This is a genomic window from Nostoc sp., assembly GCF_036917135.1.
Taxonomy (GTDB): Bacteria; Cyanobacteriota; Cyanobacteriia; order Cyanobacteriales; family Nostocaceae; genus Nostoc.
In genome coordinates this window covers 91,561-106,822 of record NZ_JBALEA010000037.1, presented here as the reverse complement: position 1 = coordinate 106,822, position 15,262 = coordinate 91,561, and the positions used below count along the sequence as shown (strand labels likewise).

Genomic DNA, 15,262 nt, shown 5'->3' with positions numbered 1-15,262 from the left:
AAAATTACCTCAACTTGACTGTTTAGCTTAGTAGCTATTCTTTTTTTTGGAATTTCCATGTCAACACTCGTCATCGTCGAATCTCCAACCAAAGCTCGTACCATTCGCAACTACCTGCCAGCAGGCTATCGGGTGGAGGCGTCTATGGGTCATGTGCGTGACTTACCCCAGTCAGCTAGTGAAATTCCTGCTGCCGTCAAGGGGGAAACGTGGGCGCAGCTAGGGGTAAATGTGGACGCCGACTTTGAACCGGTTTATGTTGTCCCGAAAGACAAAAAGAAAATTGTCACCCAGCTGAAAGAAGCCCTCAAGGATGTAGATGAACTGATTCTGGCAACGGACGAAGATCGGGAAGGTGAAAGCATTAGTTGGCATTTATACCAACTGCTGAAGCCAAAAGTTCCCACTAAGCGGATGGTGTTTCACGAAATAACCCAAGAGGCGATTAAAAAAGCTCTGAAAAACTGCCGCAATATCGATGAGCAGTTGGTTCGCGCTCAAGAAACCCGGCGGATTTTAGATCGACTCGTAGGCTATACCCTGTCTCCCCTGTTATGGAAAAAAATCGCCTGGGGATTATCTGCTGGGCGAGTGCAATCTGTAGCTGTGAGGCTTTTAGTCACTAGGGAACGCCAACGCCGCGCTTTCCATGAGGGTACGTACTGGGATTTGAAAGCTAGTTTGTCAAAGGAAAAAACCCCCTTTGGCGCCCAGTTGGTAACGTTGGGAGGAACTAAAATTGCTAATGGTAGCGATTTTGACGCAGCGACCGGAGAAATTACCGCAGGTCGCAATGTCTTGTTGCTCAATGAAGACCAAGCGGTAGCGCTCAAGGAACGCCTAACTGGTAAAACCTGGAATGTTAACGACATCGATGAACGCCCAGTGACGCGCAAACCGTCGCCACCGTTCACCACCTCGACGTTGCAACAAGAATCTAACCGGAAACTGCGCCTTTCAGCCCGTGACACCATGCGGGTTGCCCAGAATTTGTACGAGCAAGGGTATATTACCTATATGCGGACAGATTCGGTGCATTTGTCAGATCAAGCGATCGCAGCTGCTCGCAGTTCTGTAGAAAAACTTTACGGTCAACAATACCTCAGTCCCCAACCCCGGCAATACACCACCAAATCCAAAGGCGCACAAGAGGCACACGAAGCAATTCGTCCAGCAGGTAGTACCTTCCGCACGCCCCAAGAAACTGCTTTGGGCGGTCGAGAACTTGCTATCTACGATTTGATTTGGAAGCGGACTGTCGCCTGTCAAATGGCTGATTCTCGGCAAACTCAAATTACCGTGCAATTGCAAGTTGAGGATGCGGGATTTCGTTCTTCTGGCAAACGCATTGAATTTCCGGGATACTTACGTGCCTACGTCGAAGGCTCAGACGACCCAGAAGCAGCACTGGAAGATCAGGAAGTAATTTTGCCGAATCTGAAAGTAGGAGATCATCCGAATTGTACAGAACTCGAAGCAGTTGGGCACGAAACCCAACCCCCAGCTAGATACACCGAAGCGACTTTGGTGAAAACCTTAGAAAGCGAAGGTATCGGTCGTCCTAGTACCTACGCCAGCATCATTGGCACCATCATCGACAAGGGTTATGCCCATTTGGTGGCCAACGCTCTCATTCCCACCTTCACCGCTTTCGCTGTCACAGACTTGCTGGAAAAACATTTTCCAGACATCGTTGATCCCAGTTTTACCTCAAAGATGGAGCAAACCCTCGATGACATTGCCACAGGTGAAGCGAAATGGCTACCCTACTTGCAGAAATTCTATCTAGGAGAAAAAGGGCTAGAAACCCTAGTTAGAGAACGTGAAAGTCAAATTGATGCCACCAAAGCTAGGACTGTAGAACTAGAAAATCTAGATGCCAAAGTCCGCATTGGTAAATATGGCCCTTACATAGAAGTCGAAAATGGTGACGGAGTAATCACCGCCTCAATTCCCAAAGACCTGACACCAGCTGACCTCGACCCCAAACAGGTAGAAGTATTGCTGCGGCAAAAAATCACTGGACCTGACCAGGTAGGCCGCCATCCCGAAACTGGCGAACCGATTTATGTGAAAATTGGTGCTTACGGGCCTTATGTCCAATTGGGCGATAAGACCGACGAAAACCCCAAACCAAAACAAGCCTCCCTACTCAAAGGTGTCACCCCAGAAACCGTTACCCTGGAAATGGCTGTTGGTTTGTTGGCACTACCCCGACTATTGGGAGTTCATCCAGTCACTGGCAGCAAAATCCAAGCAAGTTTGGGACGCTTTGGCCCTTATGTGGTTCATGACCAGGGTAAGGAGGGGAAAGACTACCGCTCTCTGAAAGCGGCTGATAATGTATTGACAATTAGCCTAGAGCGTGCATTAGAATTATTAGCCGAACCAAAAAAGGGACGTAATTCTACTAACAGCAAGTCCAAGGCAGCCTTACGCGAATTGGGTACTCATCCAGAGGACGGGGAAACAATTAATATCTACGATGGACCTTATGGCCCTTACATCAAGTATGGCAAAACTAATGTGAGTATCCCAGAAGGTGAATCGGTAGAAAATATCACCCTGAGTGCGGCGCTGAACTTGTTGGCAGCTAAGGCATCCACCGGGAAATCGACTCGCAAAACGAGTAAATCAACGAGTTCTAAATCTAAGTCAAGTGCTAAGTCCTCAACAACCACTACGAAAAAAAAGCCCACAGAAGGCTAGTTGCAAGTTAGCTAATTTTGGATTGTTAGATTGACGCTAGCGTAGCGTTAGCGAGAAAGGAGGGTCTTTTAGATTTATTTTGCCTAAAAGGGGCGGGGGATGAACCCCAAAATTCTTTTAATCTAAAATCTAAAATTCGTAGTCAAGAGTCTGAAGTCCGTTCCTTAACTCTTGACCCTTGATACCCATCCTTGATAGGATACAGTTCGGTAGGTTGCAAGTGTGATAATCTAAAAGGTAAGGGAGAACACAACGCCAAATTTGAGAACTGGCTTATGTCCCAAATAGGGGATTGTGTTTAGACCCGGTTGGAATCCAGAGGTACGAAAATATGCCATTTTCTGCGTACCTGCGAATCAAAAATTGAGGTAGTATCTCAGGAGCGGTCTGTTCATGGACTATATAGAAAAGGTGCTGGAAAAGCTGAAGGAATTAGCTCGTAGGCTAATTGACAGCCTGTTAGGGCCAGAGGCTGAACCGGAACCGGAACTGATTCCGATTCCTGTGAACGATCGCTCACGGCGTCGCCACTAACTCGAAAGTGCTGAACTCAACTTTGCAACCCTTAAGCATTCTGGCACTGCATGGGCCAAACCTCAATTTGCTAGGACAGCGAGAACCAGGAATTTATGGCTCGCTGACACTAGCTGAAATTAACCACCTCTTAGAAGAAGAAGGATTAAAGTTACAGGCGAAAGTTTTTCCTTTGCAGTCAAATCATGAAGGAACTTTGGTAGATACTATTCATGGTGCATTAGGACAATATCAAGGAATTTTAATTAATGCAGGGGCGTACACCCATACAAGTGTGGCATTGCGGGATGCGATCGCTGCTGTTAACTTACCCACAGTAGAAGTGCATCTGAGTAATATTTACCGTCGGGAAGATTTTCGCCATCACTCATACATCGCCCCAGTCGCCATTGGGCAAATAAGTGGTTTTGGCGTTGAAAGTTACTTGTTGGGCTTACAAGCTTTGGTAAATCATTTGAGAGTTAGAAGTTAGGAAACGCGATTAATCGCGTCAGTTAGGAGTTAGAAATTAGTCGTTGGTAGTAAAGTTAGGAATTAGCAATCTTTCATTAACTCCTCACTCCTAACTCCTAACTAGATAATTTATGCGTTACTCTCCTATAAGTCGGTTTAAAGGTACTTTACTCGGAGCATTTCTGGGGGAAAGTTTAGCTTCTAGTGGTGAAATACAGTTTCAGAGTCACCTAAATTTTGGCAAAATGGCGGTTCTGGGTATCCAGAGTTTAATTGTGTCGGGTAGATTAGATTTAGATGATTGGATAGAGCGTCAGCAACAAGAATCTCTTCATTTAGCAGCAACTGATGACATCTCGATAAAAATAATTATTTCTACACTACCAGTAGCACTCTTTTTTCACGAAAATCCGATTAAGCTGCGACAAAACTTGCTGCGTGTGCTAAAAATCTGGGAAGATGACCCAGTAGTAAGGGATGGAACACTAGCAGTGGGATATGCGATCGCTCTTGCTTTAACTGAAAAACTCGACCCCCTAACCCTTATCCCGCAAACAATTTCTTTTCTCGGAGAAACACCGACATCAATACCAAAAAATTTATTAAGAGTCCACAATTTATTAGAGCAAGGAGCTGGATTGTCAAGGGCACAAGCTGAGTTTGCTAGAGAAGAAAAACTCAGTAACACTATTGCTATGGCATTTTACTGCTTTTTGAGTACTTTAGAAGACTTTCGCCTTACAGTTTTGCGGGCTACTCACAATGATAATTCTCAAGTGCAAGATGCTACCCCTCTAAGCTCACAGGCGACAGGTGTAATTACTGGTGCTTTATCAGGAGCGTATAACGGTACTGGTGGGATTCCCGTAAATTGGCAAGTCTTGCTCTTGCAAAGGAATTCTCCAGCATGGGGATTAACTAGTTTTTCCCAAATGTTAGAATTGACCGATGCATTTGTGGCGGTGTGGTCAGGAATGTATGATCTTACCTTAAATTCAAGGGAGTTAACAGAAGAAGGATATGAAGTTGCTCCGCTTTCAGTTTACGCAGCTCCTCGCGTTATTCGGTCGCGCTAACAATATTCGTAATGGGCTACGCCCCGCTACGCTAACGTAATTAGCGCCCGTCACCGTAGTTGCAGTAGCCGCAGATCAAATTTCCCTGATGATTATATTGTTTTGAGGTATCAAAGTCGGCAATTGCAGGCAGAGATAATAAAAATGCAGCAATTTTTGCAGTTATTGAACCAGCAATTGACTCACTGGCGGCGACAGTCCAAAGCACTGCGGCGTAAGGGAAAGTTAATTAGAAGTCCCAAAGGTAAAAGCCATAGAAGGAAACTTCTAAGGACTATGCTCAAAAATATATTCCTATTTTTATCAAAAACCAATGAGAAAAGCGTCAGTGTCGCCCACCGTAAACATCGCCGAAAACAAGAAAGAGCGCTAAGGTCAAAGATAAAATCGGTCAAAACTAATAGTAGTATTTATGCAGTCGGTTTAGATTGGGCATATAAACAGCGTTACTCGGTAATTTTGGCGATCGCTGTACTGTCTCTTACAGGTGTTATTGGGCATAAATTATATAATCAGACGCAACTCCAAGTAGGAAATACCGCGCCGCAGACAATTACAGCACCTTACACAGCTAGCATCGAAGATCAGAAAAAAACAGAAGCCGAGCGCAAAGCCGTCAGTAATAGCTCCTTACAGGTGTTGATGATTGATGCGCGAATGAACGAACAAATCAAGGAAAATTTACAACAACTTCTGGATGATCGCAACGAAATTCGCACCGTTGCTGGGGCTTTTCCTTTTTTTGATCCTGTAGTTTTATCCATCTCTACCCAGCGTTACCTCCGCTCTTGTCCTGATTCGGAATGGCAGGCCGTGCTATTGGCTGTAAAAAATAGTAAAAATCAGCAGAATAGACAAACTCCCCCCTCATCCCGTTCATCATCCATAGCTGCACCCAATCAGGAACCTCAACCGCGCACCCCACCAACGCCACAGAAGACAAAGCCTGTTGATTTTTCTCAAAACACTGATTTTACTCAAGCCGTAGCAGAACTAGAATCTTACCGCCTCACAACTTCTGAGAAAAACTTATCCTTACTGATTGCCCAAATTTCCCAAACACGCCAAAAATACACCCAAGCCACTGCCAAACTCTTAAAGTTAGAGACTGTTAGCCCAGAAGCAGTATATGAAGAATCATTACTTTTAGATTTGTTAGATGTGGAGTGGGAAAAAACACAAAGGGGAATCCATCAGAGTACAGAGCGGATTCTTACCCAGGGCATCCCACAGGGACTACCAAAAAATATCTTACATGATGCGGTGAGTTTACAATTGCAGACCTTTGTACCAGAAGATGCTGAAACTTTGGCAAAGAACCTGTTGTTAGCTGTACTTAAGCCCAATCTAGAAAAAGATGAAGAACAAACGAGACAAAACGCTCAAAAGGCTGCTGCTGGGGTGCCACCCGTGATGGTGAAGGTACGGTATGGTAAGGTGATTGTCAAAAAAGGAGCGCAGATTACTGCATGGAATTTTGAGGTACTGAAGCATTATCACCTAATTCATCGGGAGGTGAAATGGCAGGAGTTGGTGAAGTTAGGAGGCGTTATTGCGATCGCTATTGGCATTTTTGTCTGGGTAGAACGCCATATCGATTATGAATTGCGACAACGCGATCGCTTATTAGTATTGCTGCTGACTCTGAGTGTGCCAGGAGCGATCGCGATTGGATTGCCTTATACCACCTGGAGCGCCCTTGGTTTATTGTTGGGAAGCTTCTACGGCCACATTTTGGGGTTGACAGTTGTCGGGCTGCTGTTGCCGATATTAGCTATTAGCTTGGATATCAGCAAGGCTGCGCTTTTAGCTGGTGTCGGGGGAGGAATATTAGGGAGTTACATCGCGCAACGATTGCGATCGCGTGAGGAATTAGCATTATTAGGTGTGGCGATCGCTTTAACTCAGGGCAGCATTTATCTGGTTGTTAAAATCTTAATTGGCCAAGCATTTGGTTCAACCTGGTATATCGTCCTCCGAGAAGCCGGATTATTTGCTTTATCCGGCTTAGGCTGGAGTGTTGTCGCTTTAGGGTTGAGTCCTTATTTAGAAAAAGTTTTTGATTTAGTTACCCCAATCCGCCTAGCAGAGTTGGCGAACCCTAACCGCCCTTTGTTAAAACGACTCGCTACTGAAACTCCCGGAACTTTTCAACATACGTTGCTTGTGGCTACTCTTGCCGAAGCTGCTGCTAAAGAATTAGGATGCAATGTTGAACTAGTAAGGGCTGGAACATTATATCATGATATTGGCAAAATGCACGACCCCCTGAGCTTTATTGAAAATCAAATGGGGGGGGGCAATAAACACGATACTGAGATTAAAGACCCTTGGAAGAGTGCAGAGATTATTAAAAAGCACGTAACTGAAGGGGTGGTGATGGCGCGTAAACATCTTTTACCGACGGCGATTCAAGCTTTTATTCCAGAGCATCAGGGAACGATGCTGATTGCTTATTTCCATCACCAAGCCCAGCAAATGGCTCAGTCAGATCCCAGTTTAACGGTAGACGATGCAGATTTTCGCTACGATGGCCCAATTCCCCAATCACGGGAAACCGGAATTGTCATGTTAGCAGATTCTTGTGAAGCAGCGCTGCGATCGCTTGAAGCATCGGCTAAACCTTTGGGAGGGAAGCGATCGCTCAAAGATGTCTCCACCGAACAAGCTTTAGCAATGCTGAATAATATCCTGCGTGCCAAATGGCAAGACAATCAACTCGTTGATTCAGGATTAACACGAGAAGAAATGTCAAAAATTGCCCAGATATTTGTGGATGTTTGGCAGCAATTTCATCACAAACGCATTGCTTATCCGAAGTTGAAGGCTAGTAATGCTGTGCGTAATTTGTAATGCGATGTCTAAGACGGGCTACGCATATCTGTTGATAATCTTGTGAAGAGTTTTTTTGACTGGGGCACTAGTGATAGCATATATGCTACCATGTTTACATGGCGATTAAAATTGTAGTTGATACCAGCGTTTTTATTAGTGCACTTATTAGCTCTAAGGGTTCCAGTAGAGAACTCATTCGACGCTGCTTGAAAGGCGAATATCAGCCTTTGATGGGAAACGCTTTATTTACTGAGTATGAGTCAGTTATTGGGCGAGAAGAAATTATCGCCAAATGCCCTTTAACGAGTGCAGAAATTTCTGCTTTACTCGCATCATTTATGAGCGTGAGTCAATGGATTTATATTTACTACTTATGGCGACCTAATTTAAAAGATGAAGCTGACAACCACTTAATTGAGCTAGCGGTTGCTGGTAATGCTCAAATTATTGCCACTCACAATATTAAAGATTTCCAAAATTCTGAATTGTTATTTCCTAACTTATCAATCTTAAAACCCGAAGAAATTATTAGGAGTTAAACAAAAATGGCGACTTTAACTATTCGTTTACCAGACGAAAAACACAACAGATTAAAACAACTTGCTCAAGCCAAAGGCATAAGTGTAAATAAGCTGATTGAAGAACTTTCCACCATAGCTCTAGCAGAATTTGATGCCAGTACAAGATTTAAAGCAATGGCCGCAACTGGGAATCCAGAAGAAGGTTTAAGGATATTGGCTAAACTTGATGCTTTGACTGAATAGAAATAAGGCAGAATTACTATCCTTTAAATTAAAAAACTGGGATAAGCACTGTGCATCTCTCTCAAATTCTTACTGCTACGTCACTTGCTCACCTGAATTTTGAACCGTGATCATAGCAAAAACAAAACCGCCCTCAGCCTCTGGGCGGTTTTACTTTTAACTACTGTTGAATACTTACTAACCGAAGATTTTTTTCAATCCATAAGCGGCTAGTCCTACAACTGCACCTGCGGCTATAACAGGAGCAGCACCAATAGCTACGGCTGTACCACCTACGGCTAAACCCATGCCCCCTACTGTCGCTGCAATACCCGCGCCTGCTGCTGCATAACCTGCGGCTTCTGCTGGATTCTTGTCATTATTGTTACTCATTATTAATACCCTTGTGTTAACGTATTAATCTTATCTAGTACTAGGTTTGATATTCAACAGTATTCTTCTTGTACTTTTCGTGAATTCTATGTGAACTACGAGAAGACGTACCGACTATCTGGTCAGTGGGCAACTTAGTTGAACTCAATGCCCTTTTATTAAGTCAAGCTTCATCAATACGCAGTACATTTCGGGGGCGATCGCCCTTTGTACCATTCAGTCGAGACGCCTCAGACTTTGCAGCAGAAGTGGAACTACGCTTGCAGAATAATGTCGCAGCTGCCACAGCAATTCTAGCTGGTCTAGTATTAGAGAAAGGGTTAATTCAAAGAGTATTACGGAGAGACAATATGCGCGAATCTGTAATTTATCAAGAGATTGAGGCTGAAGCTAAAGCCGAAGGTAAAGCCGAAGGCATTCGTCTTGTGGCTGTGAATCTAATCAAAAGCCAAATGCTGTTGGCGGAAGTAGTAAGAGTCACTGGATTATCATTGGAGGAGGTAGAGTTTTTACAAAAAGAGATAGAAGGCGAGTTATAGAGGATTTAAAACTGTCAAATCTACCAGCATTCAGAAGCGATCGCCTTGGCACACTAGGCGATCGCTTTTTTAGGATTTATACTGGACTGGCACTACAAAAAGTACACCTAACTAGATTTTTTATAGATATATATGGTAACAATACCAATTGGTACAAAAACTTTTGGAGGAATCAAAACAATTGAATCAACTCCACTTATCACTCAGTTTTTTATGATAGGTTATGTACCCATTATCCCAATTAAAAGTTTTTATTTATTGCATGAATATGAAGTTGAAAGAGGATTATTAAGCCATAAGCAAGAAATGCGTATAATTAATTTAAAAAATATATCATTTATATCTGTAGGTTTTGCGTATCTCAGAGCTTTTTTCATAATTTCAGCGTTTTTTTCTATAGCCTATTTATTGACTGGTCAAGGAAGCAGTCAAAATATATTAATCCCTATTGCACTTTTTATTCTTAGCGTTACCATAATATTTTTTTCTTATAAATTAGGTCAACAAATATCAATTACAGAAAAAACTATCAGAAAAGCAGCTTGCTCTTCTATTGGTCTAGCTATTGATCCAGCAATTATAGAGGAAGAAATTGCTCGTAATATTTCTCACCTGCTAGATTTAGAATTAAAAAGAAATGGATGTAATGATTGGAAGCTTCTTTTAGAAGAGATAGCACAGAATACATCTTTTTTTAAAATTAGAAAAAATGAGAAATACTCGATTAATATAAAAAATCTCCTACTAGTTAAAATTCGTGCCGCTATTGGCTGCAAAGAAATAAAGCTAAGTAAAGCCCTAGATTTAATTCAAGAGCTTTTAGTCGAAGATATAAGCAATCAAGAAAAGTGACCAAAAATTCATTAATAACTAACTATACTACTGTTGAAACAACACGAAAAACATTGTCTGTAATAACCCGATAACAAAACCCAAAACACCACCTAAATTCACAATCGCTTGCAATTCATTTTTGACGATTCCCTCAATTGCAGCTTCTAAATCAGCCGGTGAAGTTGATTTTACACGGTCAACTATCACTTCATCTATCGACAAAATCGGAATTGCCTGCGCCACAATTGCTTCTAAATCTTTTTCTAAATACTTATCTAAAATTAGAGCCAACTCTTGACTCATGACTTCTAAAGAAGTACTTACAACAGGTGAACTACTAAGACGATTTAGCAGCACTACAGCAATATTTTCCCAGTCAACAGAGTCAGTTAATCCTTGTAAAAAATCGCTACCACTGTTTTGCAGGTAATGGCGGACACTTTCGCGGGTAGTCTTTCGTAGCTGGCGCACCGTACCCATTGGCAAGTTTTGTAATGATAAATTTTGCAGTAATTTGCGAATGCGATCGCGTAATTGCAAATCTTGGGTCAATTCCTGCAAGCGAGTATTGGTAGCCTCCTTTTCATCCAAGCAAAAAGTTCGTAGCCGCGTGAGAGTATTACGTAAGCCAAACAAATTTGCTACTACCCAATAAGTCCCACTGCTTTTTTCGCGGAAGCCTTCATCGATAATTTGAATGGTGCGATCGGTCAAAAAATCAACTATCGCTTGGCGCAGCAGATCCGGTGGTAAAACTACTTGCAATAACCAATCAGCAAGCCGCGTGGCTTGTTCTTCACTAAGTTGAAATTCCAGCAATATCTGGTCAAAAATTTGATTGATCTGCGCTTCCAAAAAATCTTCACGCCGCGCTAAAACTTTGAGTAACCTTGGTAAGGATTCCCCTAGTAAATCCCGCAAAATCCCCGCTACGATTTTGGCACTTTTCTGGTTTTGATCTGTTTTTATTTGTTCAATGGCCAGCCGCAACAACCAGAGAATTGCTGCTTGCACGCGTTCTGTTTGCAACAAACGCCGCGCCAAATTTTGCAATTCTTGTGGTGTCAACAGTGACCCCATGATTGTATTGGAAATGTTCTTAGCCAGACGTTCCTGATTGCGGGGAATCAAGCCAGGGGTGAAGGGTACTTTTCGTCCAGCAATATAAATTGCTCGGTAAGGACGGAACAACATTTTGATAGCTATATCATTTGTGAAATAGCCAATAATTCCACCCAGTACCGGGGGAGACACATAAAGCCAAAGATGAGACCAGTCCACAGGGAAGAATTAAAAAAGTTAGGAGTTGAGAGTGAGGAGTTAGGAGTTGAGAGTGAGGAGTTAGGAGTTGAGAGTGAGGAGTTAATGATGATAAATTTTAAATGAGAATTTATCACTACTCATTATTCATAACTTCTAACTTCTAACTTCTAACTCCTAACTCCTAACTTACTCACCACTAGCACTCCCATCATACCGTTTGCAATGGGGTAGTGTGTGGCAACAGCAAAACCAACTTGATGAGCTAACTCTATTTGCTCTTTGCCGATGGGAAAGCGGTCTAAGCTGGGGCTGATGTAAGCATATTCTTCTTTTAAACCTAAATAGTTGGCAACTGGGACTACAAAACTGTCCAGATACAATTGCTGAAAGGCACGTAGCTGAGGATTGCTCGGTCGATGAAAGTCTAAAATTGCGGCTTTAGCTCCCGGCTTCAAAACACGGTACAACTCTTGGAGACTGCGGGGAATATCTTTAACATTTCTCAAACCATAGCCCATTGTTGCGGCATCAAATTGGTTGTCGTCAAAGGGTAAATTTAGCACATCAGCTTCTACCCAGGCGATGCCTAGGTTGGGCAAAGCCAACGCAGGTTGTGGATACTGCAAACGTGAGCGTTCTTTAGCCTTTTCTAGCAGGTTTGGGGAAAAATCCACCCCATACACCTTGCCTGTTGCTCCCACGCGCCGTGCCAAACGTAAGGCTAAATCACCACTACCGCAACACAAATCTAGTGCAGTATCGCCCGATTTAGCTGCACTCCATTTTACTGCCATTTCCTTCCAGATTCGATGCTGTCCCAGACTCAACCAGTCGTTCAACTGGTCATAAACTGGAGCAATACGGTTAAAAATGGACTGAATTTCGTTAGTCATTGGGTATTGGGCATTGGTTTTTGACTAATGACTAATGACAACTGGTAAGAGCGATCGCCACTAGTTGTGCTGATAAATTAATTAGTGTTAATTCATCTTCTCGCAAAGTGCAGGGTTGTTTCCACTGTAGGGACAATACGCCCAAAAGTTTATTGCGGTAGCTAACTGGAATCACTAAATGTGCTTGCACACCCGTATTTTGGTAGTGAATAGCATCAACTAATTTAGTGTCTTTAAGTACATTTAAGGACACTTGGATTTTCCCGGTGGCGATCGCTTCCCTTGTAAGTGGGTCTTGAGATAACCAATTTTCTATTGTACCTGTATCACTGTAAGTTCCTTGAGTCGCAATCAGAGTATTTCCATCTGTAAGTTGTAGAATACAGCCTTCTGCCCCAAAAGTCTCACTCACAGCCCTAGCAATTGGAGCCAGAGTTTCCTCTAAGCTGGAAGCGGCTTGAGTTACTTGTACCAAAACACTCAGCAGCGCCATTTGAGCATGAGCGCGACGTAATTCTTCTGTACGTTGCTTGAGCAAGTCGTAGGTTTCTGCTGCTCTCTGTACTACCGCCTTCAGTTCTCCTGGGTCCCAAGGTTTGGTGATATATTTGTAGACTTGCCCCGCATTAATTGCTTCTACCAAGTCTTCAATATCAGTAAATCCGGTGAGAATTATTCTGACCGTATCGGGAAACTGAGGTACAGTCTTGCTGAGAAACTCAGTTCCTTTCATTTCTGGCATCCGTTGATCGGAGATAATTACGGCTACCTCACCTTCTGCTGCCAAAACTTGTAGGGCGTTCACCCCACTATCAGCTTTCAGAACATTAAAGTCGCGTCGAAATGTGCGATAAAGTAGATCGAGATTGTCTGGCTCATCGTCAACTACCAAGATTTTCAGCTTTTTTGGTCGTTCGAGAGTCATCACTTGATATTGGACTTTATCAGCTTCGAGACTGGGATTATCCATAAGATATTTCCTTTATTTAAATATTCATTATCTTGTTATATTCCATACCAAGCTTAGTTGAGAATAGCGGAAATTTATCAAGAGTTTTTACGGACTTATGTTGAATATTTAAACATGATCATTGTGAGTGCTACAGAGAAAATTTGCCTACTGCGATCGCCAGCTACCTTGTCTGGCTGTGAATTAGATCGGGTTGAATTAGGGACTAGGGACTAGGGACACTTCGACAAGCTCAGTGCATCGCTGGTGACTAGGGATTCGGGAGACTTGGGCAAAGCTACTTAACCACTGGGTAAGAAATTCCTTGATTATTTTGGTTGGTGTCTAAATCCCGATCTAAATCTTCCCAATCCCCATTACCCCTTATCCCCAGAGGGGACCCCACCTTCCCCAGTCCCCAGCGATGCACTGAGCTTGTCGAAGTGTCCCCAATCCCTATATTCAAAGCAGTAGGTGTGGGTAGTTCATAGATTAGAATAAGACTTGCTCATCAGGTTTTCACTAACCTTTCAAGTTGAAGCTTGCACTCCGATTATGACTGATCTACCACCCAACGCTCAGAATCCCGAAGACAATGCTACTAACGATGTAGCACAAGAGTTACTGCGAAGACTGAGGCAAAAACAAGGCAACTGGGTGGAATGGGGAACAGCGATCGCCTCGTTGCTAAAAGCCGGTTACAATCCCCAAGACATTTTTGAGGCGACTGGATTTGAGCCAATTCAACAAAATCAGGTGGTTGTTGGTTCTCAAGTTTACAATTCTTTGGAAAAGTCTGGAGTATCAGAAGCAACGCGATCGCACTACACCACACGCGGCAGTGATGTTTTATACGAACTGCGTTTGCTCACCCAAGAAGAACGCGCCGCCGCCGCCGAGCTGATCTTCGTTCACAACGTTGATGCTGATGAGGCGCGGGAAGTAGCAAAAGCAATTAAAGAGTTCTCCTATTACCGGAATTTGCCAGAAGGGTTTTCTGCCCATCCTGGGGATGCTGTTGCTCACCAAGTTTGGAAACTCGCACGCCAAAATACAGATTTACAACAGCGATCGCGCCTAATTGCTAAAGGTTTGCGTTTTGCTCACACGCCAGCAGCCAGGAAACAAATCGAACAGCTACTAACTGATTTTACTACCGTTCCTCAGCGTCCAGCGCCAATTTTACCTTTTTACCGCCTGGAATTTGAAGAACAATTACCTCGAATCTTACCCGTAGTTGGTGAGTTGCCATTATCACGGCAAGACTTGCAAGCTGTGCCGATATTGACAGAAATTGAACCATTTCGGATGGTTAAGTTTTCTGGAGAGCAAGCTTGGATACCTTTACCAGGCTGGCAAGTGCTGTTGGCGGCAGAAGATCCTGTGGTAATTTTAGCGAATAGCGATCGTTTTCCCATCCAAACCCAAAGCCAAATAGGACCAGTTGTAGTAGTAATAGATCGTGCCCAACGACAATGGGATGCCTCTAGCTACTTTGTCGTTGAAAATGGTGGTGAATTAGATTTTCAATGGTTTGAAACTGAGCCAGAAATTCCTCTACTAGGAGAAATTATCATTATTGTTCGTCCTAAGAAAATTCTGGATGAAGAATTAACTAAGGATTCTTGGCAGATTGACGAATAAATTCAATTTTAGACAGAACTAACTCCGTGATCCTGTGGGGGCAGATTATTGCTAATTGGTATCAACTTCAGCCAAAACCCTTTTGAAATCTCGTTTTTAGCCTCTGGCTGGAAATGCTTGTCATTGCGGCTCTGCCGCTAATTAAACATCTCCGAAAAAGAGACGTAGCAGTGCTACGTCTCTACAAGGGTTCTGGGTAACGCATATTTAATTTCTGGAGATGTCTAATTCTGGAGTCGGAGCCTCCAATTAGGCATTCACGAGATCATCTCTAAAAGCTTCTTCTAAAATGGCTTTCACGTTAAGTTGACACCAATGAGCATTACTTTGCGCCTACAGGAGCGTTTATTTCCTATCAAACGATTAATTAAGAAAAGCCTCAAAGAACTTATTTTTC

15 protein-coding genes are annotated in these 15,262 nt (G+C 43.1%); 11 read left to right on the top strand and 4 right to left on the bottom strand.

All coding sequences use genetic code 11. From position 1 onward, the window contains the following. Positions 1 to 57: 57 nt before the first annotated feature. The 7 genes from topA to V7K50_RS11180 all read left to right on the top strand — a co-directional run bounded on the left by topA (position 58) and on the right by V7K50_RS11180 (position 8,371). On the top strand, positions 58 to 2,709 hold the full coding sequence (topA, locus tag V7K50_RS11210) for a type I DNA topoisomerase (RefSeq protein ID WP_334959971.1): 2,652 nt from the start codon (positions 58 to 60) through the stop codon (positions 2,707 to 2,709). A 393-nt stretch (positions 2,710 to 3,102) separates the two neighbouring features. Next, the gene (locus tag V7K50_RS11205) at positions 3,103 to 3,243 is read left to right on the top strand and encodes a hypothetical protein (RefSeq protein ID WP_251956181.1); all 141 of its coding nucleotides are present in this window, start codon (positions 3,103 to 3,105) and stop codon (positions 3,241 to 3,243) included. A 22-nt stretch (positions 3,244 to 3,265) separates the two neighbouring features. Next, positions 3,266 to 3,715, top strand: a complete 450-nt coding sequence (aroQ, locus tag V7K50_RS11200; protein WP_334960008.1) for a type II 3-dehydroquinate dehydratase — start codon at positions 3,266 to 3,268, stop codon at positions 3,713 to 3,715. Positions 3,716 to 3,827: 112 nt separating this feature from the next. After that, positions 3,828 to 4,772 carry an ADP-ribosylglycohydrolase family protein gene (locus tag V7K50_RS11195; protein WP_334959966.1) on the top strand — a complete coding sequence of 315 codons (945 nt, stop codon included), beginning with the start codon at positions 3,828 to 3,830 and terminating at the stop codon, positions 4,770 to 4,772. A 138-nt stretch (positions 4,773 to 4,910) separates the two neighbouring features. Next, the gene (locus V7K50_RS11190; protein WP_334960006.1) at positions 4,911 to 7,625 is read left to right on the top strand and encodes an HD family phosphohydrolase; all 2,715 of its coding nucleotides are present in this window, start codon (positions 4,911 to 4,913) and stop codon (positions 7,623 to 7,625) included. Between the two features lie 98 nt (positions 7,626 to 7,723). Next, positions 7,724 to 8,146 carry a putative toxin-antitoxin system toxin component, PIN family gene (locus V7K50_RS11185; protein ID WP_334959964.1) on the top strand — a complete coding sequence of 141 codons (423 nt, stop codon included), beginning with the start codon at positions 7,724 to 7,726 and terminating at the stop codon, positions 8,144 to 8,146. A 6-nt stretch (positions 8,147 to 8,152) separates the two neighbouring features. Beyond that, positions 8,153 to 8,371, top strand: a complete 219-nt coding sequence (locus V7K50_RS11180; protein WP_334959962.1) for a toxin-antitoxin system HicB family antitoxin — start codon at positions 8,153 to 8,155, stop codon at positions 8,369 to 8,371. A gap of 177 nt (positions 8,372 to 8,548) precedes the next feature. Here V7K50_RS11180 and V7K50_RS11175 read toward each other — a convergent pair whose 3' ends face one another. Next, positions 8,549 to 8,743: a hypothetical protein gene (locus V7K50_RS11175; protein WP_334959960.1), complete on the bottom strand. Its 195-nt coding sequence runs from the start codon at positions 8,741 to 8,743 to the stop codon at positions 8,549 to 8,551. A gap of 125 nt (positions 8,744 to 8,868) precedes the next feature. On the opposite strand from V7K50_RS11175, the gene V7K50_RS11170 reads away from it, so the two are divergent. Then, on the top strand, positions 8,869 to 9,282 hold the full coding sequence (locus V7K50_RS11170) for a hypothetical protein (RefSeq protein ID WP_334959958.1): 414 nt from the start codon (positions 8,869 to 8,871) through the stop codon (positions 9,280 to 9,282). Positions 9,283 to 9,414: 132 nt separating this feature from the next. Continuing rightward, positions 9,415 to 10,134: a hypothetical protein gene (locus V7K50_RS11165; RefSeq protein WP_334959956.1), complete on the top strand. Its 720-nt coding sequence runs from the start codon at positions 9,415 to 9,417 to the stop codon at positions 10,132 to 10,134. Between the two features lie 27 nt (positions 10,135 to 10,161). On the opposite strand, the gene V7K50_RS11160 is transcribed toward V7K50_RS11165, so the two are convergent. The 3 genes from V7K50_RS11160 to V7K50_RS11150 all read right to left on the bottom strand — a co-directional run bounded on the left by V7K50_RS11160 (position 10,162) and on the right by V7K50_RS11150 (position 13,242). Next, positions 10,162 to 11,397 (bottom strand): DUF445 domain-containing protein, encoded by a 1,236-nt coding sequence (locus V7K50_RS11160; RefSeq protein ID WP_334959954.1) that lies wholly within the window; start codon positions 11,395 to 11,397, stop codon positions 10,162 to 10,164. Between the two features lie 149 nt (positions 11,398 to 11,546). Beyond that, positions 11,547 to 12,272, bottom strand: coding sequence for a bifunctional demethylmenaquinone methyltransferase/2-methoxy-6-polyprenyl-1,4-benzoquinol methylase UbiE (ubiE, locus tag V7K50_RS11155; RefSeq protein ID WP_334959952.1), 726 nt, complete (start codon positions 12,270 to 12,272; stop codon positions 11,547 to 11,549). Between the two features lie 31 nt (positions 12,273 to 12,303). Continuing rightward, positions 12,304 to 13,242 (bottom strand): response regulator, encoded by a 939-nt coding sequence (locus V7K50_RS11150; RefSeq protein WP_334959950.1) that lies wholly within the window; start codon positions 13,240 to 13,242, stop codon positions 12,304 to 12,306. 57 nt (positions 13,243 to 13,299) lie between these two features. On the opposite strand from V7K50_RS11150, the gene V7K50_RS11145 reads away from it, so the two are divergent. After that, entirely contained in the window at positions 13,300 to 13,458 is a 159-nt protein-coding gene (locus V7K50_RS11145; RefSeq protein WP_334959948.1) for a hypothetical protein, read from the top strand. Between the two features lie 318 nt (positions 13,459 to 13,776). Continuing rightward, positions 13,777 to 14,865, top strand: a complete 1,089-nt coding sequence (locus tag V7K50_RS11140) for a RuBisCO accumulation factor 1 (RefSeq protein ID WP_334959946.1) — start codon at positions 13,777 to 13,779, stop codon at positions 14,863 to 14,865. Positions 14,866 to 15,262 lie beyond the last annotated feature (397 nt).